This is a genomic window from Actinopolymorpha sp. NPDC004070 (assembly GCF_040610475.1).
In the GTDB taxonomy this organism is placed as follows: domain Bacteria; phylum Actinomycetota; class Actinomycetes; order Propionibacteriales; family Actinopolymorphaceae; genus Actinopolymorpha.
Genome location: NZ_JBEXMJ010000009.1, coordinates 1 through 25,913 on the forward strand (window position 1 = coordinate 1; position 25,913 = coordinate 25,913).

General features: G+C 69.8%; 17 protein-coding genes and 1 pseudogene. 12 read left to right on the plus strand and 6 right to left on the minus strand.

Features of this window, described 5'->3' with window-relative positions:
• Positions 1 to 124: 124 nt before the first annotated feature.
• On the plus strand, positions 125 to 604 hold the full coding sequence (locus tag ABZV93_RS17155) for a pyridoxamine 5'-phosphate oxidase family protein (RefSeq protein WP_354936569.1): 480 nt from the start codon (positions 125 to 127) through the stop codon (positions 602 to 604).
• A gap of 147 nt (positions 605 to 751) precedes the next feature.
• Entirely contained in the window at positions 752 to 2,869 is a 2,118-nt protein-coding gene (locus tag ABZV93_RS17160) for an ABC transporter substrate-binding protein (protein ID WP_354936572.1), read from the plus strand.
• Between the two features lie 60 nt (positions 2,870 to 2,929).
• Here the strand turns inward: ABZV93_RS17160 and ligD are convergent, their stop codons facing one another.
• Entirely contained in the window at positions 2,930 to 4,621 is a 1,692-nt protein-coding gene (gene ligD / locus ABZV93_RS17165; RefSeq protein WP_354936575.1) for a non-homologous end-joining DNA ligase, read from the minus strand.
• A 161-nt stretch (positions 4,622 to 4,782) separates the two neighbouring features.
• Between ligD and ABZV93_RS17170 the strand changes: the two genes are divergently transcribed.
• The 3 genes from ABZV93_RS17170 to ABZV93_RS17180 all read left to right on the plus strand — a co-directional run bounded on the left by ABZV93_RS17170 (position 4,783) and on the right by ABZV93_RS17180 (position 8,768).
• Positions 4,783 to 6,003: a cytochrome P450 gene (locus ABZV93_RS17170; RefSeq protein WP_354936578.1), complete on the plus strand. Its 1,221-nt coding sequence runs from the start codon at positions 4,783 to 4,785 to the stop codon at positions 6,001 to 6,003.
• An 81-nt stretch (positions 6,004 to 6,084) separates the two neighbouring features.
• Positions 6,085 to 6,294: a ferredoxin gene (locus ABZV93_RS17175; protein WP_354936581.1), complete on the plus strand. Its 210-nt coding sequence runs from the start codon at positions 6,085 to 6,087 to the stop codon at positions 6,292 to 6,294.
• Between the two features lie 308 nt (positions 6,295 to 6,602).
• Positions 6,603 to 8,768 carry a DUF222 domain-containing protein gene (locus tag ABZV93_RS17180; protein WP_354936584.1) on the plus strand — a complete coding sequence of 722 codons (2,166 nt, stop codon included), beginning with the start codon at positions 6,603 to 6,605 and terminating at the stop codon, positions 8,766 to 8,768.
• An 86-nt stretch (positions 8,769 to 8,854) separates the two neighbouring features.
• Here the strand turns inward: ABZV93_RS17180 and ABZV93_RS17185 are convergent, their stop codons facing one another.
• Positions 8,855 to 9,697, minus strand: coding sequence for an aminoglycoside phosphotransferase family protein (locus ABZV93_RS17185; RefSeq protein WP_354936587.1), 843 nt, complete (start codon positions 9,695 to 9,697; stop codon positions 8,855 to 8,857).
• A gap of 806 nt (positions 9,698 to 10,503) precedes the next feature.
• On the opposite strand from ABZV93_RS17185, the gene ABZV93_RS17190 reads away from it, so the two are divergent.
• From ABZV93_RS17190 to ABZV93_RS17200, 3 genes are all read left to right on the plus strand, one after another.
• On the plus strand, positions 10,504 to 12,183 hold the full coding sequence (locus tag ABZV93_RS17190; protein ID WP_354936590.1) for a DEAD/DEAH box helicase: 1,680 nt from the start codon (positions 10,504 to 10,506) through the stop codon (positions 12,181 to 12,183).
• Positions 12,184 to 12,464: 281 nt separating this feature from the next.
• On the plus strand, positions 12,465 to 13,541 hold the full coding sequence (locus tag ABZV93_RS17195) for a Gfo/Idh/MocA family oxidoreductase (protein WP_354936593.1): 1,077 nt from the start codon (positions 12,465 to 12,467) through the stop codon (positions 13,539 to 13,541).
• A 127-nt stretch (positions 13,542 to 13,668) separates the two neighbouring features.
• Positions 13,669 to 14,541, plus strand: coding sequence for a sugar phosphate isomerase/epimerase (locus ABZV93_RS17200; RefSeq protein ID WP_354936596.1), 873 nt, complete (start codon positions 13,669 to 13,671; stop codon positions 14,539 to 14,541).
• A 366-nt stretch (positions 14,542 to 14,907) separates the two neighbouring features.
• On the opposite strand, the gene ABZV93_RS17205 is transcribed toward ABZV93_RS17200, so the two are convergent.
• On the minus strand, positions 14,908 to 15,312 hold the full coding sequence (locus ABZV93_RS17205; protein WP_354936599.1) for a helix-turn-helix domain-containing protein: 405 nt from the start codon (positions 15,310 to 15,312) through the stop codon (positions 14,908 to 14,910).
• Between the two features lie 50 nt (positions 15,313 to 15,362).
• On the opposite strand from ABZV93_RS17205, the gene ABZV93_RS17210 reads away from it, so the two are divergent.
• On the plus strand, positions 15,363 to 16,241 hold the full coding sequence (locus ABZV93_RS17210; RefSeq protein WP_354936602.1) for an NAD(P)H-binding protein: 879 nt from the start codon (positions 15,363 to 15,365) through the stop codon (positions 16,239 to 16,241).
• Positions 16,242 to 16,247: 6 nt separating this feature from the next.
• Here the strand turns inward: ABZV93_RS17210 and ABZV93_RS17215 are convergent, their stop codons facing one another.
• Entirely contained in the window at positions 16,248 to 18,101 is a 1,854-nt protein-coding gene (locus ABZV93_RS17215) for a GAF domain-containing protein (protein ID WP_354936605.1), read from the minus strand.
• 508 nt (positions 18,102 to 18,609) lie between these two features.
• Here ABZV93_RS17215 and ABZV93_RS17220 point away from each other — a divergent pair.
• Positions 18,610 to 18,846 (plus strand): annotated as a pseudogene (locus ABZV93_RS17220) (AraC family transcriptional regulator); the annotation flags it as partial.
• Between the two features lie 78 nt (positions 18,847 to 18,924).
• Here the strand turns inward: ABZV93_RS17220 and ABZV93_RS17225 are convergent.
• Complete coding sequence (locus tag ABZV93_RS17225) at positions 18,925 to 19,650, minus strand: alpha/beta hydrolase (protein WP_354936608.1); 726 nt, start codon at positions 19,648 to 19,650, stop codon at positions 18,925 to 18,927.
• On the minus strand, positions 19,647 to 22,889 hold the full coding sequence (locus ABZV93_RS17230) for an FAD-binding and (Fe-S)-binding domain-containing protein (protein WP_354936611.1): 3,243 nt from the start codon (positions 22,887 to 22,889) through the stop codon (positions 19,647 to 19,649). The genes ABZV93_RS17225 and ABZV93_RS17230 overlap by 4 nt, the downstream gene beginning before the upstream one ends.
• Positions 22,890 to 23,123: 234 nt before the next feature.
• On the opposite strand from ABZV93_RS17230, the gene ABZV93_RS17235 reads away from it, so the two are divergent.
• The gene (locus tag ABZV93_RS17235) at positions 23,124 to 24,065 is read left to right on the plus strand and encodes a SigB/SigF/SigG family RNA polymerase sigma factor (RefSeq protein WP_354936614.1); all 942 of its coding nucleotides are present in this window, start codon (positions 23,124 to 23,126) and stop codon (positions 24,063 to 24,065) included.
• A 52-nt stretch (positions 24,066 to 24,117) separates the two neighbouring features.
• Complete coding sequence (locus tag ABZV93_RS17240; RefSeq protein ID WP_354936617.1) at positions 24,118 to 25,905, plus strand: thiamine pyrophosphate-requiring protein; 1,788 nt, start codon at positions 24,118 to 24,120, stop codon at positions 25,903 to 25,905.
• The last annotated feature ends 8 nt before the right edge of the window (positions 25,906 to 25,913 follow it).

The following is a 25,913-nucleotide window of genomic DNA, read 5'->3' on the forward strand; positions in this document are numbered from 1 at the left end:
CCCACCCCGGCCAACCCATCCTCACCACCCACCCCACCCCCCACCCCCACGACACCATCCCCCCCAACACCACCGTCTGGTACCACCACGACGCGGACACCGAGGCGATCTGAGGGAGCCCGCCATGACCCACAACCAACAAGCGGTCGAACTCTCCCAGGCCGAGTGCCTGCACCTGCTGAACGAGACGTTCGTGGGGAGAGTCGTCCACACCGACAACGCCCTGCCGGAGGTCGAGCCGGTGGCGTACGTGATGGTGGGTACGGCCGCCCTGGTCAGGACGGCTCCCGGTTCGTCGCTGGCGAAGACGCTCGACCAGACGATCGTGGCGTTCCAGGTCGACAGCGTGAGCCCGGACCTGTGCGCCGGATGGACCGTGACCGGCGTGGGTTCGGCGGACCTGGTGGCAGACCCGCGCCCGTACCTCACCGGACGCGCGCTGCCCCCGGCGTGGGAGCACGGTGACGAGACGTCGGCGTTCGTCCGGATCCGACTGCAGCTGGTCCACGGACGCCGTCTCACCACGCGGCCGGGGACCCTGCCGGCAGGCGCCGACGGTGTGGATTCGGCCCCGGCCGGCTGGCTGTGGACCGAGCTGGATTGACCCCCTGACCGCGTGACCGGCGGCGGCCGCAAGGTGGCCGAGACATGACACCTCCCGGCGCGCCGCCTCCGCCGTACGTCGCAATCCCTTGCACAGCAGACGAAACCGGACCAATAATCCGGGGCACCTGCGGCGAGGGAGACCACGATGCCCCACGACTTCGGTGGACCGGTCGGCAAGCCCACCCGACGGACTGTGCTGTACGCCTCGGCTCTGACGGCGGTGACGGCACTGACCGGCGCGTGCAGTTCGAGCACGAAGTCCGGCGAGGGAGGCAAGCCGCGCGCCGAAGGGACCAGCGCCTCGACGAAGGGCTCCGAACGCAAGCCGGTCCCGGTGCCGCGCAAGCTGCGGGAGTCGCCGGCGCTGACCTCGCAGGTGAAGAGCGGTGCACTTCCGCCGCTGAAGGAACGCCTGCCGGAGAAGCCGTACGTCATACCGCACCGGTGGTGCACCGAGGGCAAGTACGGCGGCACGATGTACGCGGTCACCGACGCCTCCGACAGTGGCATCATCAACGAGCACGTGTACGGCCGCTCGCCGTTGCGCTGGCTCAACGACGGCCTGGACATCGGGCCCGGTCTGGTCGAGTCGTGGGAGTCCGACGGCAACGCCTCGACCTGGACGCTGCACCTGCGCAAGGGGCTGAAGTGGTCCGACGGCCAGCCGCTCACCGCGGGCGACGCGTTGTACTGGTGGCAGGACATGGTCGTGAACGAGGTGCACCCCGCGCTTCCGCCGGATTCGGGCCGCTCGGGCTCGGGTACGGCGATGAAGCTCTCCGCCCCGGACGACCTGACCCTCGTCCTCACCTTCGACAGCCCGACTCCGCTCACTCCAGCCCTGCTGGCCAACGGAGTCGACACCGGTGACTGGTTCCTGCCCAAGCACTACCTGAAGCAGTGGCATCCCCGCTACAACAAGTCGGTGACGGCGAAGAACTGGTTCGAGAAGCACGACCAGCACCTCAACTGGGTACTGGATCCGAAGTGCCCGACGCTGACCGGATGGCGGACCAAGACCTACTCCGAGGGACGCCGCGTCGTGCTGGAGCGCAATCCGTACTACTGGTGCGTCGACCGGTCCGGTGCACAGCTGCCGTACGTGGACGAGGTCGTGTTCAACGTCGTCCAGGAGCCGGAGGTGCGCAAGCTGCAGATCCAGGAGGGCAAGCTGGACTACGTGCACGGCGCGTTCGTGCCGATCGGGCTGGGCGACATCTCCGGGATGAAGCAGACGCAGAACCGGCACAACATGAACGTCTACCTGTGGGACAGCGGTTCTGGCACCGGCTCGGTGTTCTTCTTCAACTACGACTATCCCGAGCCGAAGATGCGCGAGCTGATCCGCAACCCGAAGTTTCGCCAGGCGCTGTCGTTCGCCTTCGACCGTTCCGAGGCACAGAAGGCCGTCTACTTCAACACGGGGGAGAAGACCACCGGCACCTACAGCCCCAAGGCCCAGGAGTACCAAGGGGGCCAGGGCGAGAAGGTCTACCACCAGTGGCGCGACGCCTACGTCCGGCACGATCCCGAGCGGGCGAAGAGGATGCTGGACGAGCTCGGCGCCAAGATGGGCTCGGACGGAAAGCGGAAGATGCCCGGCGGCGACGACGACCTGGTGGTCCGCATCGACGTGCCCGCCAACGTCAGCGACGAACACCGCAAGAAGAACGACCTCCTCAAGCGTGACTGGGAGGCGGTCGGCATCACGGTGAAGATCAACCCGATGGCACCGGAAAGCTTCGGCGACGCGTGGAACAACGGCCGGTTGATGGCACAGAGTTCGTGGGAGGTCGGCGACGGGCCCGACCACATCACCGGTCCCTGGTGGTTCGTGCCGATCGAGCCGGCCCGGTGGGCGCCGCTGCACGGGCAGATGTGGACGCTGCGGGGCACCGCGAAGGAGAAGCAGCAGTTGAACGTCGATCCGTGGAAGCGTACGCCGCCCCGTGTCGACGCCGAGCCCGGCAGCCCGATCGCTCGTCTGTGGGAGGGGTATGCCAAGGCGAAAGGCGAAGTTGACGGTGTGGCCCGGACGAAGATCGTGTGGGACATGATCAAGGTCCACATCGAGTACGGCCCGTTCTTCATGGGCACGGTCGCCAACTATCCGCAGGTGACGATGAGCAAACGCGACCTGCACAACGTCCCCACCCGCGAACAGCTCGCGCAGGGAGGGATGGTCAACACCTGGGCGCACCCCACGCCCGCGGTGTACGACCCGGAGGTCTACTACTGGGAGGACCCGGCCAAGCATTCCTGACGGCTCGCCTGTCAGGTGGGACTTGACAGGCGCCACCCGGCGCGGCGTGGCCGATGCGGCTCAGGACTCGCGTACGACCTCGGCCGGCGTCTTGTCGGGGCGCAGGCCACGCCAGGCGGGGTGGCGTAGCCGGCCGTCGCGGGTCCACTCCGCGAAGCGGACCTCGCCCACGAGCTTGGGCGTGACCCACTGCGCGTCCCGGCTGTCCTTCGCCGGCATCGTCCCGGCGAACGGCGACGTCCGGCGTTCGATCCGGCGGGTGCGGTCGGCGAGGTCGGCCAGCATCTCGTCGGTGAAGCCGGTGCCGACCTGACCGACGTACTCCAGTCCGTCCGGGCCCGGGACCCCCAGCAGCAGCGATCCGATGGTGCCCGCCCGGCGGCCCTTTCCGGGCTGCCAGCCGCCGACCACGACCTCCTGGGTACGCGCGTGCTTCACCTTGATCCAGTCCCGCGACCGCCGGCCGGGTTCGTAGCGGGACGTCAGCCGCTTGACGAGTACGCCTTCCAGGGCCTGCTTCTTCGACTCCGCCAGCAGTTCCTGTCCGCCGCCGCGGGTGTAGGGCGGCGTGTCCCAGTGCGGGCCGCGGAGCTCCAGCGACTCCAGGAGTTCGCGTCGCTGTTCGTACGTCAGGTCGACCGTGCTGCGGCCGTCGAGGTGCAGCAGGTCGAAGATGAGGTACGTCACCGGTGACTGCTCGCGCAACCGGCGCACCTGGGCGGCGTCCCGGACGTGCATCCGCTGTTGCAGTGCAGCGAAGGAGATCCGGCCCGTCTTCGCGTCGAACGCGACGATCTCCCCGTCCAGCACGGCCGGCAACGATCCCAGGGACTCCTGCAGGTCCGCGAGCTCGGGGTAGGTGCCGGTGACGTCAAGGTCGTTGCGGGTCTTCAGGCGGACCTTCGAGCCGTCGGCGTAGGCGACCGCCCGCAGGCCGTCCCACTTCATCTCGTAGCCGAACTTCTCGTCGTCGCGGCTGGGTGGCAGCTCGCCCAGGGTCGCCAGCATCGGGCGTACGGGTTCGGGCAGCGGCTCCGAACCCGACATGCGGGCCGCGGTGGTCTTCCTGCCGGACGTGGGCGTACTGCTCGCCGACGACTGCTTCTTCGTCGCGGACTTCTTCCCTGCAGTCTTCGTGGCCGAGGTCTTCTTCGCTGCCGTCTTCTTGGCGGGTGCCTTGCTCGCCGTGGCCTTCTTCGCGGTCGACTTCGTGGCCGCGGCCTTCTTCGAGGCCTTCTTCGCGGGGGCCTTCGAGTCTGAGTCGATGTCTGAGTCGGTGTCCTCGTCGGGGGAGTAGTCCATCCGGTGGATGAGCCAGTTCTCGCCGGTCTTGATGAGCACGAAACGGCCCTGCGACCGGTCGCCGTGGGTGCCGTGCAGGACGACCTTCACCTCGCGGTCGGTCCACTTCTCGCACTCGTACGTGCCCCGGTCCCAGATCTCCACCGTCCCCCCGCCGTACTCGCCCTTTGCGATCTCGCCGGCGAAGTCGGCGTACTCCAGCGGGTGGTCCTCGGTGTGCACCGCGAGGTGGTTCTTCTTCGGGTCGTCCGGAAGGCCCTTGGGCAGCGCCCAGGAGACGAGGACACCGTCGCGTTCGAGCCGGAAGTCCCAGTGCAGCCGGCGGGCGTGGTGCTCCTGGATCACGAAGGTGTCGTCGTTGCCTTCGGGCAGCGGGCCTTCGGCGGGCACCGGCTCGGCGGTGCGATCCGCGCTGCGCTTGCGGCGGTAGGCGTCCAACTTGTCGGGCACGTGTCCTGTTCTACCCCGGTCCGGCGGGCGACGCGACCAGTCGTTGCACCAGCCCCGTACATCGAAAGCATATTTACACTGGTTGTAATTTCAGCATCGCGGGTGTTTGCTGGAAGGAGGACGGAGGACCGAACCGAGATCCGGAACGTGAGGAGCGCGTGATGGCGAAGACCATGCCGACATCCGTGGCGCCCATGCCACTGGTGGACGGCCTCCCTGTCGAACGATCCGACCCGTTCGACCCACCCGCGGTACTCGAGGCCTTACGCGAGGAACGCCCGATCAGCCGGTTGCGCTACCCCGGCGGGTCGCAGGGCTGGCTGGTGACGAGCTATCCGCTGGCGCGAGCGGTGCTGGCCGACCCGAGATTCAGCCGGCGCCGTGAGCTGCAACATGCTCCTCGCCGGATCGCCTTCGAGGAAGAGCACCCCGGGCCAGCCGAGCCGGGCTTCTTCATCGGTATGGACCCACCCGAGCACACTCGTTACCGGCGCCAGCTGACGTCCCACTTCACCGTCCGGCGGATGCGGGACCTGGAGGACCGGATCGCGCGCATCACGGCCGAGCACCTGGAGGCGATGGAACGCCACGGCCCACCCGCCGATCTGGTCGCTGCGTTCGCGCTGCCGATCCCCTCGCTGGTGATCTGCGAACTGCTCGGTGTTCCGTACACCGACAGGGAGAAGTTCCAGCACGACACCAGGGTGCTGCTCCATCTGGACTCCAGTTTCGAGGAGGCGATGGGCGCGCTCGTCTCGCTGCGGCAGTACCTCCACGGGTTGGTCGTACGCAAGCGGGAAGCGCCCGCCGACGACCTGATCAGCACGCTGATCGCCGGTGGTGGGCTCGACGACGAGGAGGTCGCCGGCATCGCCGTGCTGCTGCTGATCGCCGGGCACGAGACGACCGCCAACATGCTGGGGCTGGGTACGTTCGCCCTGCTGCAGCACCCCGACCAGCTCGCGGCGCTGCGCGCGGATCCCTCGCTGGAGGAGAACGCCGTGGAGGAGTTGCTGCGCTACCTCACCATCGTGCACATCGGGCCCACGCGGGCCGCGCTGGAGGACGTCGAGCTCGACGGCGAACTGGTGCGGGCCGGCGAGGTCGTCACCTTGTCCCTGCCCGCCGCCAACCGTGACCCGGAGCGCTTCGGCAACCCCGACGGACTCGACCTGCGCCGTTCGGCGACCGGGCACCTGGCGTTCGGGCACGGCATCCACCAGTGCCTCGGTCAGCAGCTGGCACGGATCGAGATGCGGACCGGGTTCGCCCAGTTGCTCGCGCGGTTCCCGAATCTCCGGCTGGCGGTGGAGCCGGAAAACGTACAGCTGCGAACCGACATGGCCATCTACGGCGTGCACAGTCTGCCGGTGGCGTGGTAGCGCGGTCTGGTCGGTGGGGCTGCGCGCTTCGCCCGCGCTACGTTTGTGCGGCACGGAGTTCACCGGTACGGGAGGTGACGGATGAGGATCAACGTTGACCGGGACATCTGTTGTGGCGCAGGGATGTGCGTGCTGACCGCGCCGGACATCTTCGAGCAGAGCGACGAGGACGGACTGGTGGTACTGCTCCGCCAACCGGATGCTGCCGAGGCCGACATCGCCGGGGAGGCGACGCAGTTGTGCCCGTCGGGAGCGATCACCGTCGCCGACGAGGGTGATCCGGCGAACTGACGGCCAGGTCTGACGGCCAGGTCTGACGGCCAGGACTGACGGCCAGGACTGACGGCCAGGACTGACGGCCAGGCACTGGGAGGGGCGGCGTATCGTCGCCCCCTGCGGTCGTGCCCGATCCGACGGGTGTAACGAGCTGAGCCCGTGGGCCGGCGAAGCGCCAGGATGTGTGTGCCTCACCAACCGGCTCTGCCGGAGCCGCCAGGTTTTTGTCCACAGGTAGCGGATCGGCGTGTTTTCGGGATCGCGTTGTGGACAACGGGTTAGCTGTCGGTGGCAGCCTGTAGAGTTCGAACATATATTCGACAGTGCAGAATCCTTCGGGCTGGGACGGCGGCATCGACGCCGAGCAGCGTCTGGAGGCTGCGCTGGTTCAGGTCCGTTCTGTCGTCGGTGACGCGCTGGCGGCGCCGATGCTGTCACTTCGGCCCGAGAAGCTGGGCCGGTTGTTCGACCTGCACCAGGTCGGCGAGGCGATGATGGCCGCCTTGAAGCTGGCGATGGTGGCCAGGGCCGAGGTCTGCGACGTCGGCAAGGCCACGGGTGCGGCTACGACCGCGACGTGGCTGCGCAACAGCCAGCGGATGGGCAAGAAGGATTCCTACGCCACCGTCGCCTTGTCCCGCGACCTCGACCGCACCATCACTCTCACCGCCCGGGCACTGGCGCGTGGAGAACTGTCGTTCAGGCACGCGCAAGTGATCGCGGGGGCGATCAAGGACCTCCCGAAGAGGATCAGCCTGGAACAGCGCGTAGAGGCCGAGGAGTACCTGATCGCGGAGTCCAAGCGGCGTAACCCCGACGACGTGCGCCTGCTCGGACGGCACCTGCTGCGGGTGGTGGCCCCGGAGGAGTGGGAACGCCGCCTCGGTAAAGAACTCGAGGACGACGAACGCACTGCCGAACGCTCTCGGTCCCTGCGGTATGCGCCGAACGGGATTCCCGGTTCGGAGACCGTGGTGATCAAGCTGCCGGTGCTGGAGATGGAAGTCCTCCGCAAGCTGGTCGAGGCGCTGGTTGCCCGTGACACCCGCCCCGAACCCGACGACCGTCCCCTGGACCAAAAGCGTGGGGACGCGTTCGCGGAGTTGGTCGCCAGGTGGGCGCAGCACCAGGCCTCACCCAGCCGTGGCCGGGGTCGGGACTGCGTCACCGTGCTGATCGATCTGCACAACCTGATGAACGGTGTCGGGTTCGGCACCATCGACGACCTCAACCCCGTCCGGCCCATGCCGTGTGGCTGCCAGACCCCCGACGCCAAACGCCAAGCCCAACGAAAGGCCAAGCGCAAGGCCAAGGGCCAGTCCCAGGAAGAGGACACCAAACGCACCAAGAGTTCTGAGCCGGGACAGCCCGGGTCGGGAGAGTCCGGGCCGGGCGAGAGCCCCCGCGGCACCGCAGGTGCCACGCCTGCCAGTTCCAAGCCCAGCAAGCAGACCGACGACACCAATGGCACCGGGGAAGCAGAGCCGAGCGACAACGCCGGTGTGGGCACCAATGACACCGCGGGAGCCGCGTCGCAACCCGGGGTTGACGAAGAGGTCGTTGACCCGGATCCGACGGACGGCCCTGGCGAGACAGCCCCGCCGGCCGACCCCGGCAACCCGTACGCGGCGGCGGCTGATCGGGGCGAGACGACAGACCTGCACGAGACCAGCGGGGCAACCGCCGCCGACGACCGTGGTCGTCCCGGTGGCCAGCGGGCGACGAGTAGCCGGGATGGTCAAGCGGGCAAGGACAAACTGTCACCCAGCCCATTCGGGGCACACGTTCCACTCGACGCATCCAGCTCACCCGGTCCGGGCGGTGTCGCGGACCGAACACCTGGACCGCGAGAACCCGGCCAGCACCCACAACCGAAGACCACCGCCGGAACCGACCCGGAAGCCGAAAGGGAAGCTGGAACGGGACCCGGGGCTGATAGGGAAACCGATACCGGACCCGAGGACTGGGGTCCCGGGACGCAGGACGACGCCGAGCCCGAATTCGAGCAGGGTGCGGCGGGGCCGGAGGCTGCCATGGATCCGCACGACGGCTGCAGCAAATGCGGCGGTGGCGGATCAGCTCGGATCTCCGGTCTCCGCGGGCAGCCGCTGTCCGTTGCCACGGTTCGGCGGATGGCGTGCGACGCGAACATCATCCCGGTGGTGCTCGGCGGCCACGGCGAGGTCCTCGACGTCGGAATGGCCGACCGGTTCTTCTCCGAGGCCCAGCGACGGGCACTCGCCGTCCGGGACGGATCCCACTGCCACTTCCCCGGCTGCCAGGTCCCCGAACGCCGCTGCGTCGCGCACCACATGGCTGCCTGGGACGACTTCGGCCCGACCGACCTGAAAAACGGAGTTCTGCTGTGCACGTCGCATCACACCTTCGTCCACCATCGGGGATGGGTGGTCAGGATGGGCACGCACGGCCATCCGGAGTACGTCCCGCCGGAGTGGGTGGACGTACGACAACAGGTCATCCGCCCATGACCGCCGCCGAGGTCTTCCGATGCTGTGCCGAGGTCTTCCGAGGCCGCGCCGAAGTCCTCCGACTCTGCGCCGACGAGTTGTCGCGGTCAGGAGTAGGCGCGCCGCATCAGTCCGCGCAGAACCTCACGGATGCCGGCGGCGAAGCTCAGGTTGTCGTGCCGGGTGGACCAGATGAGCTGCCAGGTCACGGTCAACGCGTGCCCGTGGAGGAGGTGGCCGAGGTCATCGGCGGTCAGCGCGTGCCCGTACCCGTCCAGGAAGGCCTCGCGCAGGTCGGACCGGCCCTGCCACGGTCCGAAGAAGAGCTTGCCGAGGTCGGCCACCCAGGCATCCGGGCGAGCCCACTCGAAGTCGATGACGTACAGATTCGTGTCGTCCAGGAGCCAGTTGCGCGGGCTGTAGTCACGATGGCACGGCACCGTCCTCGGGCTGGGAAGCCGTTCCAAGCAACGGATCTCCGACCGGACGAACGCCGTCTCCGCAGGATCCAGCAGCCCCTCCGAACGGGTGAGCCAATCCTCCAACTCTGCTTCCTTCGAGGCCGCGTAGTCCGGATCCGGCGAGATCTCCTCGGCGTCGTGCAGGCGGCGCAGCAGTGCACCGCCCGCGCGGTACACCTCGGGAGTGTGGTCGGGCACAACCTCTCCCGGCACGGCCGACAGCACCAGCATGCGTCGTTCGTCGTCGGATGAACACAGGTCGGGGGCGTGAGGGCGCAGCGAGGGCACCCATCGGCGGTACGCACGGAGCTCGCGGTCGTACTGCTCCCGGCGTTGGTGACGCTTCACGAACCAGCGGCGTCCGGTCGCGTCGCGGACCTCGAAGACCGCGGCGCCGCGGTGCGGCCAACTGTGCTCGCGCACGACGGTGCACGGACCGAGGACGGTTTGGACGTAGGAGAGAGCGACGGCCGCGGGTGTGGCAGTCATGGAAGACCTCGCAGTTGGCTGAGGATGACAGGGGAGTGGACAAGGCGGAAGCGGAGTGAAGGGAAGTACGTGCGAAGGACGGCGCGAGCGGGGTCGGGGCCGGAGGGAGAGGTGCCCGAAGGGAGGTGCGGAGAGGTGCACGAAGAGCTTCGCGAAGCGCGAAGTGCGAGGCGCGAAGCACCGACAGAGCCGGCCGCAGAACATGCACGCCAGAGGGGCGATCGAGTGAGGAGGTGCCCCAGAAAGACGGCCAGAAGTGCGGCGCGCTGGACAGATGAGGTGCGCGTGGAGGCGCGGAGTTCCAGGAGAGGGGGCGCCTACCGGGCGCACTGCCGATAGTAGGAGGTCCCTCCGCTCCCCGGCAACACCACCGGCAACACGATAGCGACAGGTATGGCAGGGACTTCGATCATTCTCGGGACAACGGGATCATGCCGGGACGATCATGGTGGAACGTCCTCCTCGGTCACGGAACTCCCGCCTGGTTGAGACGCCGTTCGATCTTCTCCCCTGGCTAGCTCAACGGAAGAGCGGGCGATCCGGCAAGATCGTCCTGACGCGGTTCGACTCCGCGGCCAGGGTCTCTCGGCAACCGCGGGGTCCACCGGGCCGGACGCGCCGGGCCGGACGCGCCGGGCCGTAAGCGTGGTGACACAGGGTGTTCGTCGGGGGGACTGCGCGTGCCTTTCCGGCTCGCCGCGCCGGTCGTGCGCGCTAATCGGCAGCGGGCGGGGGAACATGAACCCTGACGTCGCCGCGACGCCGGGACGACTCGTGCCCGAACCCTGAGGAGCCTGAGCCTGACGATGACCGTGCACGAATCCGACAACCCGACCAGCTTCGCCGATCTCGGCCTGCGCCCTGAGCTTCTCCACGAGCTGTCCAGCCTGGGGTACGAGGAGCCGACGCCGATCCAGCTCGCGGCGATCCCGCCGATGCTGGCCGGGCGGGACCTCCTCGGGCAGGCGGCCACGGGCACCGGCAAGACGGCGGCGTTCGCCCTGCCGGTGCTGCAGCGGATGCCCGAAGGCGACCGGGGCACAGCACCCACCGCGCTCGTCCTCGTCCCGACGCGAGAGCTCGCCGTGCAGGTGTCGGAGGCGTTCCACAGGTACGGCCGGGGCATCGGCATCCGGGTGCTGCCCATCTACGGCGGCCAGCCGATCGGCCGGCAGCTGCGTTCCCTGTCCCAGGGCGTCGACGTCGTGGTCGCCACTCCGGGCCGCGCTCTCGACCACATCGGCCGCGGGACGCTCCACCTGGACAGCCTCAGCAGTGTGGTCCTGGACGAGGCCGACGAGATGCTCGACATGGGCTTCGCCGAGGACATCGAGGCGATCCTGCAGGAGACGCCGGCCGAACGTCAGACGGTGCTGTTCTCGGCGACGATGCCGCCCCGCATCGGAGGCATGGTCCGGCGACACCTGCGTGACCCGGAGCGGATCGAGATCGCGCGGCGTGCGCCCGAGCCCGGTGAGGCGCCGCTGGTACGCCAGGTCGCCTACGTCATTCCGCGGGCGCACAAGCCGGCCGCACTGGGCCGCGTCCTCGACGTGGAGTCACCGACCGCTTCGCTGGTCTTCTGCCGTACGCGCGAGGACGTCGACCAGCTCGCCGAGACGCTGAACGGCCGGGGCTACCGCGCCGAGGCTCTGCACGGCGGCATGAGCCAGGAGCAGCGTGACCGGGTGATGGGCCGGCTGCGCAGTCGTACCGCCGACCTGCTGGTGGCCACCGACGTGGCGGCCCGCGGTCTGGACATCGACCACCTCAGCCACGTCGTCAACTACGACGTGCCGTCCGCACCGGAGTCCTACGTCCACCGGATCGGCCGGGTCGGAAGAGCCGGCCGGGAGGGCGTTGCGATCACCCTGGCCGCCCCGCGCGAGCACCGGATGCTGAAGACGATCGAACGCGTGACCGGCCGCAAGATCGCGGTCGAGAAGATGCCGACGGTCGCCGACCTGCAGGCCCGCCGGCTGGAGCTCACCCGGGCCGCGCTGCAGGAAAGCCTCCTCGAGGACGACCTGGACCACTTCCGGGTCGTGGTGGAGACCCTCACCGACGAGTTCGACGTGATGGAGGTGGCGCTGGCCGCGGTCAAGCTGGCGCACGAGGCCACCGGAGGACGGGTCGACGAGGACGAGCCGGAGATCCCGAACGTCGCACCGGACTCCGAGGGCGACCGGCGCAGGGGAGACGGCGGGCGTCCGCAGGGCGGTCGTGCGCGGGGCCGTGGCGGTGCTGGCATGACCCGGCTGTTCGTCGGCCTCGGCCGGCGGGCGGGGGTGCGACCGCAGGATCTGGTGGGCGCGATCGCCAACGAGTCCAGCCTGCGTGGGCGGGAGATCGGCGCGATCGAGATCACGGACAAGTTCTCGCTGGTGGAGGTGCCCGAGAACGCCGTCAACGAGGTCATCGCCGCGTTGCGGTCCACCACCGTGAAGGGCCGAAAGGTCAACGTACGCAGGGAACGCCAGCGCTAGCGTCCTTCCGCGAGACTCCCGGCTCGGCCCGTACCCGGTTCGAGCGGGCCGGTGTAGCCGGTTCCGGCCGCCCGGAAAAGGCCGGAACCGGCTCGCACCTGCGGCGCCGCACCGTGGTGCGGTCCGTACGTCAGGAATCGGACAGTCCCGCCTTCCCCGCACCCTGCTAGCGTCGAAAGAACCGCTCCGGCCCGCTGGTGACCGCCCGCGTCGGCGTGGGGCGCCAGGTCGCGCCGAGCCGCGACAACCGATCCGACGACACTTCAGGGTGGGGATGCGGGATGCCGGCGACGACGACGGTCGGAGTCATCGGTTGCGGACAGGTCAGCCACATGTATCTCCCGATCCTGGGCCGGATGCCGGGGGTCGAGGTCGTGGCGGTGGCCGACGTCGACCAGGAGCGGGCCGCGCAGGTCGCCATGAAGTACGACGTACCGCAGGCATCGGACCCGCAGGCCGTCCTCGACGACGCCGGCATCGAGGTGGTCGTCAATCTCACCCCGATCTCGGTGCACGTCGAGGTGAGCAAGGCGGCGTTGACAGCCGGCAAGCACCTGTGGTCGGAGAAGCCGCTTGCTCCCACGCTGGAGCAGGCACGGGAGCTGCTCGCGGTGGCCGAGCAGCGGGGGCTGGCCGTGGGCTGCGCTCCGGACACGCTGCTGGGCTCGGGATTCCAGGCGGCACGGGCAGCGCTGGCCGGCGGAGCGGTCGGCACGCCGCTGTCGGCGAGTGGGCTGATGTTCCGCGGTGCGATGAGCCAGGCGAGCTTCTACACCGAGGGCGCGACCCCCATCCTGGACATGGCGCCGTACTACTTCTCCGCACTGGTCAACCTGTTCGGCCCGGCCGTGCGGGTGAGCGGCGCGGCGCACACCCTGGAGGCGGGGGAGACGCCGACCCGGCCGGCGGCGGGCGCGGCGATCGCCACGGCCGGGGTGGTGGAGTTCGCCAACGGACTCCTGGCGAACACCGCGCTGGTGTGGGGCACCGACCATCCGCGGGAGGTGCCGGTGCTCACTGTCTACGGCAGCGACGGCGAACTCGCCGCGCCGAACCCGAACAACTTCGGCGACCCGGCGTACGTCCGCCGGTACGGCGAGGACTGGCAGGAGGTCCCGGACAGCCGGCAGCCGGCCGACCTCCCGCACAACCTGCGCGGGCTCGGCGTGGGTGAGCTCGCGGCCGCGGTCCGGGACGGCCGCAGGCCCCGCGCCGGCGGCGACATCGCCTGCCACGTGGTCGAACTGATCACCGGACTGGTCCACTCGGCACGGACGGGTGAGCGGGTGGAGCTTGGCACGACGTGCACGCCAGCGCCGCCGCTGTCGGTGGAGGAGCGGGCGGCCCTGCTGGGCTAGCACGGTCGCGGCTGGTGCGACCGCGCCGGAACACCAAGAAAACAAGGGGTTTCGGGGATGGACCGGAGCCGGCCGGGAGGTCGGAGAAGTCGTCCGAGGATTGTCCGAGGCAGATCGAGGAGGCGGGATGAAGGTCGACCTGGGCTGTGGCCAGATCACGTGGCGAGGTGTTCCGGAGGAGAAGGTGCTCGCCGACATCGCCGAGGCCGGCTACGCCGGTGCGCCGCTGAGCGCGCACGGCGGCCGCACGGCCGAGCAGATCGCGCGGATCTGGGGTGGGTACGGCCTGGCGCCCGCGCCCGGCTACTTCGGTGGCGACTTCTGGCAGGAGGACCGGCACGAGGAGTACGTCGCACAGGCGCGCGAGCAGGCCCGGATCTCCAGCGAGCTCGGGGTGAGCGAGATCTACGTCTCCGCGGGCGGGTTCAACGCGACCACCCGGTCCGGCCGCACCCGCCGGGACGTCGCCGCGCACGCCACCCCGGACGACGCCCTGCCGGACAAGGAGTTCGCCCAGCTGGTGCGGACCGTGGACGCGATCGCGCGCGCGACGCTGGAGTTCGGCGTGCGGTCCTGCTACCACAACCACGTCGGCACGTTCGTGGAGACCGAGGACGAGATCGAGCGGCTGCTGGCGGCGGTGGACCCGGAGGTTCTGTTCCTCGGACCAGACACCGGTCACCTCGCCTGGGCGGGCGTCGACGTGGTGGAGTTCACCCGGCGGCACGCCGAGCGGATCAAGACCGCGCACCTGAAGGACATCGACATCGCCGTACGCGACCGGGGCCGCGCGGAGGGCTGGGACTATTCCACGTTCGAGAAGAACGCGATCTGGACCGAGGTGGGACACGGCGACGTCGACTTCGCCACGGTGTTCGCCCTGCTGGACCGGGCGGGCTTCGCCGGCTGGCTGATCGTGGAGACCGACGTCACCCAGCGGGAGACACCGTTGGAGAGCGCCGCCATCAGCAGGGACAACCTCCGCGCCCTCGGCGTGTGATCCTCGAGGCTGTCAGGAAAGCGTCAAGGCAAACCTGACGCCCGGGCCGTCGTCAAGGTGAACCTGACGACGGCCCGGGCGTCTTCGCCCTGCCGACCGGACTGTTGCAGGCCGGGATACTGCCGCGGTTCGGGCACGTACCGCAGCAGGCGGTTCGCGTGCCGGATCAGGTAGATGTTGCCGTAGCCGTCCTCGGCCAGGTTGAACGCCTCGATGGAGGAGCTGAGGACCTTGACCGCACCGTTGCGCGGGTCCAGCCGGAAGAAGTACTTCTGCCGGATGTGGGTGAGTGCGCTTCACTGGCCTGATCCGGACTCCATGCCTGATTCGGACGCCCGGCCTGGTCCGGACTCGACCTGTCTCAGGTCAGCCTCGGCGGCCGGGGTGCCGCTCCCTGGCGTCGTAGTCATGCCGGGCCTGCTCCACCCTGCCCAGGTTGACCGACCAGTGGGCGAGTGCTGCGAACAGCGGCGCCAGACTGCGGCCGAGGTCGCTGATCTCGTACTCCACCCGAGGCGGGACCTCGGGGTGGTACGTGCGTACGACGAGTCCGTCGCGTTCCAGTTGCCGTAGCCGCTCGGTCAGCACCTTGGGCGTGATGGTGGCGATCCGCCGCTGGAGTTCGACGAACCGATGCCGCCCGTACTCGTTGAGCGTCCAGAGGATCGGAGTGGTCCAGCGGCTGAAGACGATGTCGACCACGGGGGCGATCGGGCAGGCCTGCTCCGGGGCGACGTCGACCGGAGCCGCCGGAGCCTTGTTGCTCGTCACGTCGGGCCTCTCTCTCCAGTACTTTCCTCTAGGTACCTACTATCCCGGCGATGCTAGCTTCCGTTGAACCCACCCAGGAACTCGACCGAACGGGAGCGAACATGATCGTGGTGACCGGAGCCACGGGCAACGTAGGACGGCCACTGGTGCAGGCACTCGCGGCCGCCGGTGAACAGGTGACAGCGGTCTCCCGCCGGATCTCGGCGGCCGACGTCCCGCCGGGGGTGCGGCACCGCCAGGCCGACCTGCTCGAGCCGGAAGAACTCGCGCCGGTGTTCGACGGCGCCGAAGCGCTGTTCCTGGTGACCTCCGGCGACTTCCTCGCGGCCGGCGGCAGCGCCAGGGACGTGCTCGACGTCGCTCAGGCAGGGGGAGTCCGCCGGGTCGTTCTGCTGTCCTCGCAGGGCGTTGCCACCGGAAGGCATCCCTCGGTACTGGAGGATTCCGTCACGCAGTCCAATCTGGAATGGACCCTGGTGCGGCCCGGAGGGTTCGACTCCAACACGCTGCAGTGGGCACAGATGGTCCGCACGCATCGAATGGTTGCCGCACCGTTCGGCGACGTCGCCCTGCCGACCATCGACCCGGCCGACATCGCCGAAGTCGCCGCCGTGGCACTGCGAGCCGCTGGCCACATCGGCAAGGCCTACGAACTGACCGGACCGGAGCCGGTCTCACCTCGGCAGCAGACAGCTGCGATCGCCGACGCGCTGGGCGAGCCGGTTCAGTTTGTCGACCAGACCCACGCGGAGGCCCGGGAGCAGCTGTTGCGGTTCATGCCCGAGCCGGTCGTGGAGGCCACGCTCGACATCCTGGGCAACCCCACGAGCGGTGAGCAGCGGGTGAGCCCCGACGTGGAGCGGATTCTCGGTCGCCGGCCAGGCACCTTCGCCGAGTGGGCAGCGCGGAACGTCGCCGCCTTCAAGTAGTTCGCCTCAGTGGGAGCCGTCGACGTCGTGGTGACCGTCGACGTCGTGGTGACCGTTGGCGTCGTGGTGACCGTTGGCGTCGTCGTGGAGGACGTCGTGGTCGTCGTCGCCGCCGAAGATGGCGCTCCTGACCTGGCGGCTGGTGCGGTCCAGGTCCTCGAGGACGTCACCGAGCCGTTGTCGTACGACAGGTTCGGAGCTCAGGCCGCCCGCACTGCGCAGGCGCAGGCTGACGCCGAACAACTGCTGGACGATCACGTCCCGCATCTCGTGCGCGATGCGGTCGCGTTCCTCCAGCACAGCCAGGTGTTCGTGGTCTCCCTGCGTACGCACCCGTTGCAGTGCGAGAGCGGCCAGGTCGGCGAAGATCTGCACCTCCACGACCTCCTCGCGGGCGAGGGGAGCGTCCGGCGAGCCGCGTCGCCAGGCGACGAACAACGTGCCCAGCACCTCGCCGTCGGTGGTGAGCGGGAGCATCATGCCGAGTCCCACGCCGGCCAGCGCCTCCTGCCACATCGGAGGCGGATCGTGTCCGAGTTCGTTCGGATAGTCGTCGCTGACGACGGGTTCACCGGAGTCGAGCACCCGGGCCAGCAGCCCGGCCCGGGGGATGCGCAGGTCGGGCGGCGCGGGCACCACACCACCCCCCTCGAAGACCACGACGAACACCGCGTCGGGATCGATCGGATCCGCCAGCAGCACACCGGCGACGTCCGCGCCGGACACCTCCCGCAGGTGGTCGACCAGCAGACGCATCGCCTCGTCGCGGTCCACCTCGCCGAGCAGCAGCCGGGCCATCTCGGCGGCGGCCTCCAGCCAGCGTTCACGCCGGTTACGGGCCTCCTGGGAGCGCACGCGCAGCAGGACGAGGGCGGTGTGGTTGGCGAACGTTCGGACGAGTTCACCCTCGCGTGCGGCGACCGGTGCGGCGGGGGAGTCCCGCCGCCAGCCCACGAACACCACCCCCAATTGCTGACCTGACGCCAGGAGGGGCAGGGCCATCGTCAGCCCGAGCACTGACAGGTCCTCCTGCGGGTCCGGGCCCGGATCGAAACGAGGATCGTCCATGAGCCGCTCGGTGATGATCGGCTCACCTTTGTCGAGGACGGCGGCCGCAAGCCCCCGCCGGGGAATGCTGGTGCCCGGGACAGGCAGGTCGCCCAGGCCGGCGGCCGCCTGGTAGACGAGCCGGTCCGGGTTGGCCGAATCGACCAGAATCACCGCGGCGTACTCCGCGCCGGAGATCTCCCGAAAGCGCTGGGTTGCCAGCCGGGTCGTGGCGGCGAGGTCCACGTCGTCCAGCAGCATGTCGGTCAGCTCCGTGCAGCCGTCCAGCCACCGCTGCCGACGCTGCTGCTGGCCCAGCAGGCGGAAGTTCTCGATCGCCAGCGCCGCGGCCCGGGCGAGCGCGACAACCGTCTGCTCGTCCGTATCGGTGAAGTCCTGCCCGTCCACCTTGTCGGCGACGTAGAGGTGGCCGTAGGGCGCGTCACGCAGGTGTACGGGGACCGCCAGCAGCGTCCCGGCCAGTTCGTGGCTCGGCACGTGACGCGCGGCGGGATGGTCGCGCAGCGAGTTCAACCGGACCGGCTGCTGCGATTCCAGCAGTAATTCGAGCAGTCCGTGCAGGCGGGGCAGTTCGGCGACCTCGCTGCTCTCCTCGTCGGTGAGCCCGTAGCTCACGAACTCGCGGACGTTCCAGTCCGACTCGGTGACGAGCAGGGCACCACACCGAGCACTCACCAGCGCACACGCCGTGGAGACGATGCGCTGAAGTGTCTCGGTGAGGTCCTGTCCGGTGTCCTCGGGTTCGGTGGACGAGGGGGACGCCGGGCCGAAGCGGTCGGCGCTCGATGCCATGGCTTCGATCGTAGGCGGCTGTCAACCGGGACCGACCGGCCGAAACCGGGGTGATCACCTCAGCTTCACCGGTCGGCCGGCAGAGTTGTTTTCCGGTCAGGCGGTCAGGCTGCCAGGGGTCCAAGCGGTGAGTGCGGCCGCGGACCGTGCGTACGCGCTGTCAACCGGAGTTGCGTTCGTCGAGCACCTCGCCGAACAGTCCCGACAACAGGGCGGCGAAGTCCGCCGGCGCGCCCTCCTCGACCATGCCGGCACGTAGGCACCTCATGTCCGGACGCGGCGGAGATCTCCGCCGCGACCTCGGCGAAGCGCAGCGACTGCGGCCCGGTGAGCTCGTACACCTGTCCCTCCCACCCACCGTCTCCGCCGCTCCCGGGAAGCCGAGATCGGGGACGTACGCGACATAGGCCGCGGACGTGCCTTCCACCGCGGGTACGCCGCGCACGACGAGCCCGTCGTCGGGCGGGCGCTGCGGCTGCTGAAGAACGCGCCGGCCCGGCCGTGGACCGTGGCCCGGCCCGCCGCGGAGTGCGGCGTGTCGCGGGCAGCGCTGGCGCGCAGGTTCACCGAACTGGTGGGCGAGCCGCCGATGGCGTTCCTCGCGGGCCGGCGGCTCGCGCTTGCCGCGGGCCTGCTGGCCGAGCCGGGCGCCACGGTCGCGTCGGTGGCGGCGAAGGTGGGATACGCGAGTCCGTTCGCGCTCAGTACGGCGTTCAAGCGGGTACGCGGGAGGAGTCCCCGCGAGCACCAGCGACGAGCGGCGGCCGAGAGGACCATGGCGGGGCCAGACCCTGGGCAAGCACGCCTTGACGGGGCCGGAGCGTCACCGCGGCAAGTGCGCCTTGACGGCATCCGCGAGCGCCTCCGGCCGGTCGTACGGGAACGCGTGCATGCCGCCTTCGACGCGTACGTACGAACCCCCTGGCCGGTCAGCAAGCCGGCGAGCCCACTGCTCGGTGCAGAGCCGGTCGTCCTCGCCGCGGACCACCGTCATCGGCACGTGAACGCGCGCCAGTGTCTTCTCGGGATCGTCGGCCAGCATCGAGCGGACGATCGCCAGCATCCGGCGGGCGCCGGCACGGCGCTGCTCGGACAGCTGCATCAGCCCCAGGTGCGCCGGCGTCGCCCCGCTCTCCAGGGCGAAACGTGCCAGCAGCCTGGGCCAGGTGCGGTAGGCCGGGTCGATGCTGGGGCCGGCCAGGACCAGGGCCGTGACCCGGTCCGGCAGCGCGGCGGCGACCCGACCGGCCACCTGGCAGCCGTAGGAGTGCCCGACGAGCACGACCGGGCCGACTTCGGGGTTCTGCTCGAGCCAGTCGACCGTCGCCGCGACGTCCCCGGGGAGCCCGACCGGCCGCGGCGGGTCCGGTGCGTCGCCGGTGCCCGGCAGGTGGACGATGTGCGCACGTGCCCGGCGTGCTACGAGGTCCCGCGTCGTCCGCAGGTAGCGGTAGACCGCCATCCCGGACAGGAAGACGACGTCGGTGCCGGCGCCGACCGAGGTGACCGCGACGGCTCCACCCGGCGGCGCGTCGGGCTCGGAGATCATCTCCGGGGCATTCCCCCAGGAGACCGCCGGAAACGATCGGTCACTCCGGTGGCCGCGCGGATACCGAGACGACTGGCGACAGCGGTCGCGGCGCCCGCGGCCAGGACGGTCGCGGCCAGTGCGGCGGCCCGTGCGGTCCGGCCCGGCGTGCGAGGCCGGTCGCCGGGCTCCAGGTCGGCTCCGTCCGGTCCGGGGGAGTGCTGCCGGCCGGCCAGCCCGCGGGCCAGAAGCTCGGCCAGGTGGAGACCCTCGCGTCCGCTGCTGTCGAGCTCGTGCAGCTGGGTACGGCAGCTGAACCCGTCCGCCAGGATCACCGTGCCCGGTTCGGCATCGCGCACCGACGGCAACAGCACGCTTTCCGCGCACGCCTGGCTGACCTCGAGGTGCCCGGCCTCGAACCCGAAGTTCCCGGCCAGGCCGCAACACCCGGAGTCCAGGCGCTCGGCCCGGGCACCGGCCCGGTCGAGGAGTTCGGCGTCGGCGTCCCAGCCCAGGACGGCGTGCTGGTGACAGTGCACCTGGGCGAGGGCGTGCACACCGTCCAGGGACGGCGGCGTCCAGCCCGGCGTGTGCTCGGTGAGCAGTTCGGCCAGTGTCAACGTCTGCTTGCGCAGCCGTTCGACGTCCTCGTCGGTACCCATCAGGTCGGCCGCGTCGGAGCGGAAAACCGTTGTGCAGCTGGGTTCCAGGCCGACCACGAACCCACCGGAGCGCAGGTGGTGCGACAACGCGTCGATCGTACGGCGCAACACCTTCTTCGCCGTGGCGAGCTGGCCGGTGGAGATCCAGGTGAGGCCGCAGCACAACGTCTGCTCCGGCATCGTCACCTCCCAGCCGGCGTCCTCCAGCAACTCGACCGCGGCGCGCCCGACGTGCGGGTGGAAGGTGTTGGTGAACGTGTCCGGCCACAACATCACCGTGCCCCGGCTCCCGACAGGCCGCGAACCAGAACGCGCGCCAGCACGCGAGCCAGCACGTGAGCCAGGCCGATTACCCGAAGCGCTCGCCGCGTCGCCGCCGCGGCGTTGCCACCACTGCCGCAGCGTCTCGCCCGCGAACAACGGGATCTCCCGCCGCTCCAGACCTGCCGCCGCGGTCGCCAACCGGGGCAGCAAAGGTGCGTGGGTGAAGGCGTTCACCACCCGGCCCAGCCGGGCCCGGGTGACCCCGGCCGCGACGAGCGGCAGCCAGCCCAGCGCGTAGTGCGCACGGGGCCGCAGCCGGCCCTCGTAGTGGTGCGCGAGGAACTCCGCCTTGTACGTCGCCATGTCGACGTTGGCCGGGCAGTCGGTCTTGCAGCCCTTGCAGGCAAGGCAGAGGTCGAGCGCGTCGCGTACGGCGGTCGAACGCCACCCGTCCGCGACGGGGGAGTCGTGGTGCCCGGCCAGCATCTCGAACAGCAGCCGGGAACGACCGCGGGTGGAGTGTTCCTCCTCCATCGTCGCCTGGTACGACGGGCACATCACCGCCCCGTCCGGGTGGGTGTGCTGACGGCACTTGCCCACGCCGACACAGCGGTTGACCGCCTGTACGAACGAGCCGTCGGTCTCGGGGTAGTGGAAGTAGGTCTCCCCGTCGTGGTGCGGAGTCCACGTCGCGCCCAGGCGGAGGTTCTCGTCCAGCCGGTGCGGCGCGACGACCTTGCCCGGGTTCATCCGGTCGTCAGGGTCGAAGATCGCCTTCAGCTCGCCGAACGCCCGCATGATGACCGGCCCGAACATCCGGGGCAGCAGTTCGCCGCGGGTCTGGCCGTCGCCGTGTTCGCCGGAGAAGGAGCCGCCGTAGGACGCCACCAGGTCGGCGGCGCTCTCCAGGAAGCGGCGGTACGTCGCCACGCCTTCGGCGCTGGTCAGCCCGAACGATATCCGGGTGTGCACGCAGCCCTGCCCGAAGTGGCCGTACAGGCTGGGCGCGGTCTCGTCGGCGTACCCGAACTCCTCGAACAGCCGCTCCAGGTCGCGCAGGTAGTCCCCGAGCCGGTCCGGTGACACGGCCGAGTCCTCCCAGCCCTCCCAGGTCTCCCGGTGACCCGGCACGTGGGCGGTGGCGCCGAGACCGGCCTCGCGTACCCGCCAGAGTTCGTCCTCGCGTTCGGGCTTGTCCATGAAGGCGACGTCGACGTCGTCGCCGGACTTACCGAGCGCCCGCAGCATCCGCCGTGCCGCCCGGTCGCACTCCTCGGTCGTCGTCGCGCCGAACTGCACCATCAGGAAGCCGGACCCCTCGGGCAACTCCTCCCGGGCGAGCGGGTTGAGGTGCTTGATCTTCTCGTCGGTGAGGAGGCGTTCGTCCAGGCCCTCCAGCGCGATCGGCTCGTGGGGGAGTACGTCGGGCACGGCGTCACCGGCCGCGGCGATCCCGTCGAAGCCGAGCACCACGAGGGTGCGGGCGGGCAGTACGGGTACGAGCTCGAGTTCGGCCCGCAGCACGGTCACCAGCGTGGACTCGCTGCCGACGAGCAGCCCCGCGACGTCGAAGTCGTGCTCGGGCAGCAGGGAGTCGAGGTTGTAGCCGGACACGCGGCGCGGGATGTCGGGGTAGCGGGCGCGGATCTCGTCGGCGTACCGCTCGCGCAGCCTGCGCAGGGAGCGGTAGACGGCGGCCCGCCGGTCGCCGCGCCGCTCGATCGCGGCGTACTCCTCGTCGTCGGTCTCGCCACACCAGAAGCGGGTGCCGTCGTAGAGCAGCACCTCGAGCCCGGCGATGTTGTCGACCACCTTGCCCGAGCGCTGGGCCGTCGCCCCGCAGGAGTTGTTGCCGATCATGCCGCCGATGGTGCAGTTGGGGTGGGTGGCCGGCTCCGGGCCGTACCGCAGGCCATGGCGTTCGAGTTGGTTGTTGAGGACGTCGAGGACGATGCCGGGCTCGACCACGCAGGTCCGTCGCTCGGTGTCGACGTGCAGTAACCGGTTGCAGTACTTCGCCCAGTCGATCATCACCGCCTCGTTGGTGCACTGCCCGGCCAGGCTCGTACCGCCACCGCGGGACAGCAGCGGGGCGTCGTGCTCGCGGCACACGGTCACCGCCTGGACGCCGGCCTCGATCGACCGGGGCACGACCACCCCGATCGGCACCTGCCGGAAGTTGGAGGCGTCGGTGGAGTAGGCGGCGCGGGTCCCCTCGTCGAACCGCACCTCTCCGTCGACCCTCGACTCCAGATCCCGCCGCAGCGCGGACACGTCGACGTGTGGGCGGCGCGGGGCGTGGAGTACGGGCGAGGGCAGGTCGACGTCGGTCACGGACGGTGCTCCTTTCCGGCGGCATCACCTGTGCGTTCCTGCATACTCGCAATACTTGCGATATTGCAAGTAATGTCGATGGATGGTACGCCTTGAGGGTGCCCACGAGGACGGCTCCGGCCGATCGGAGTGGCTCGGCGGAGAAAAAGTTTGATTGGGAGGTTTTGGATGCATGTGGTGTGGGGAGGGGTCCCAGTCCAGCCCCGAACCCCGGCATGGACGAGGAGGTCACCCATGGCCACCAGCATCACGGCCGCATCAGCGGCCACGGCCCGCAAGCGATCCGCCCGCACGTCCGACGTATCCCCGAGCGAGAGCATCCGCCAGGCGCGGATGGCCCTCGCGGCGAACCCCCCGTCCGATTCCCAGTCCGACCAGCCCGACGCCGACGGCTCCGCCGCAACAACCGCGGCCAGGAAGGACGCCGACCGCAGGAACGCCCGTTCCGGTAGCCGTTCGCAGCTGGTTCTCGACCACATCGGCCTGGCCAGGAACCTCGCGTCCCGTTACGCCGGCCGCGGCGAGCCGCTGGAGGAGCTCCACCAGGTGGCCATGGTCGGGCTCGTTCTCGCCGCCGACCGATTCGACCCCGAGCGAGGCACCAGCTTCAGCACGTTCGCGGTGCCGACGATCCTCGGTGAGCTCCGCCGCCACTTCCGTGACCACTGTTGGTCAGTACGGATTCCGCGGCGGCTGCACGACCTGCACCGTGCCGTACGCCAGGCCAACGAGGACATGGCCAACACGCTGCGGCGGCCACCGACAGTGAGCGAGCTGGCGAAGGAGCTCGACGTCCGCGAGGAGGACATCCTCCAGGCGCAGGAGAGCGCCGGCGCCTACTCCGCGCTGTCGCTGGAGAGCCCGGTGGACAGCGGCGAGCCCGACGCCGACACCCTGGGCGACCTGATCGGCCACGACGACACCAACGTGGAGTACATCGAGAACCGCGAGGCCGTCCGCCGGGTGATTCCGCACGTCCCGGAGAGGGAACGCCGGATTCTGTACCTCACCTACTTCCGCGAGCGGACACAGGCCCAGATCGCCGCCGAGTTCGGCATCTCGCAGATGCAGGTCTCCCGGCTGCTGGCCACCACGTTGTCCAACATCCGGTCCGCCGTGATCGAGGACAAGGGCGTCCCCACCAACTGGCCGACACCGCGCCAGCAGGCGAGCTGACGCTCGGAGCACCCACCGCGACGAACCGAACCGCACCAGACAGGAGGGGAACATGGCCGAGACAGTCGCCAACCGCATCCTTGCCCGGCTTCGGGAATGGGGTGTCGAGCAAGTCTTCGCATACCCTGGCGACGGCATCAACGGCCTGGTGGCAGCGTTCGGCGAGTCGGACAATCAGCCACGGTTCGTGCAGTCGCGGCACGAGGAGATGTCGGCCTTCGCGGCCGTGGGATACGCGAAGTTCAGCGGCCAGGTCGGCGTGTGCATGGCGACCAGCGGGCCGGGCGCGATCCACCTGCTGAACGGCCTCTACGACGCGAAGCTCGACCACGTGCCGGTCGTGGCGATTGTCGGGCAGACCGCCCGCAGCGCCATGGGCGGCAGCTACCAGCAGGAGGTCGACCTGCAGAGCTTGTTCAAGGATGTGGCCAGCGAGTACCTCGTCGAGGTCAACGTCCCCGAACAGCTCCCCAACGCGCTTGACCGCGCGATCCGCACCGCGCAGGTACGCCGGGCGCCGACGGCGCTGATCATCCCGGCCGACCTGCAGGAGGAGGAGTACTCCCCGCCCGAGCACACCTTCAAGCAGGTGCCCTCCAGCCCGCCCGCCGACCTGCGGTCGCTGGTGGTGCCGCCGGAGGAGGAGATCGCCCGCGCGGCGGAGGTGCTCAACGCGGGCACGAAAGTCGCCATCCTGGTCGGCCAGGGTGCCCGCAACGCCGCCGAGGAGGTGCGCCAGGTCGCCGAGCTCACCGGAGCCGGCGTCGCGAAGGCCCTGCTCGGCAAGGACGTCCTCCCCGACGATCTTCCGTACGTCACCGGCTCCATCGGCCTGCTCGGCACCCGCCCGAGCTATGAGCTGATGCGTGACTGCGACACCCTGCTGATCGTCGGGTCGAGCTTCCCCTACACGCAGTTCCTGCCGGACTTCGGCCAGGCCCGCGCGGTGCAGATCGACCTCGATCCGGGGCTGATCGGGATGCGCTACCCCACCGAGGTCAACCTGCTCGGCGACGCCCGCTGCACGCTCGCGGCCCTGCTGCCCCGGCTGACCCGCAAGGACGACCGCTCGTGGCGGGAAACCATCGAGAAGAACGTCACCCGCTGGTGGGAGACGGTCGAGCACCAGGCGATGCTGGACGCCAAGCCGGTCAACCCGATGCGGATCGTGTGGGAGCTGTCCCAGCGCATCCCCGAGAACGCCATCGTGACGTCCGACTCCGGTTCCGCCGCCAACTGGTACGCCCGCGACCTGCGGATCCGCGGTGACATCCGGGGCTCGCTGTCCGGCACGCTGGCCACGATGGGTCCGGGTGTGCCGTACGCCATCGGCGCGAAGTTCGCCCACCCCGGCCGCCCGGTGGTGGCCCTGGTCGGTGACGGTGCGATGCAGATGAACGGCATGGCCGAGCTGCTCACGATCTCGCGTTACTACCGGCTGTGGTCGGATCCTCGGTGCGTCATCTGCGTCTTCCACAACAACGACCTCAACCAGGTCACCTGGGAGCTGCGGGCGATGGGCGGCTCGCCGAAGTTCGAGGAGTCGCAGGTGCTGCCGGAGGTGTCGTACGCCGACTTCGCCGCAGGCATCGGGCTGGAGGCCGTCACGGTGGACCACCCCGACCAGCTCGGGCCCGCGTGGGAGCGCACGCTCAGCGCCGACCGGCCCGCCGTGCTCGACGTCCGCTGCGACCCGGAGGTGCCGCCGATCCCGCCGCACGCCACCTGGGAGCAGATGAAGGCGACCGCCGAGTCGGTGCTCAAGGGCGATCCGGCCGCCTGGCACCTGATGATCCAGGGCGCCAAGACCAAGGCGCAGGAGCTGCGCCCGGGGCGCTGAGGCGCTCG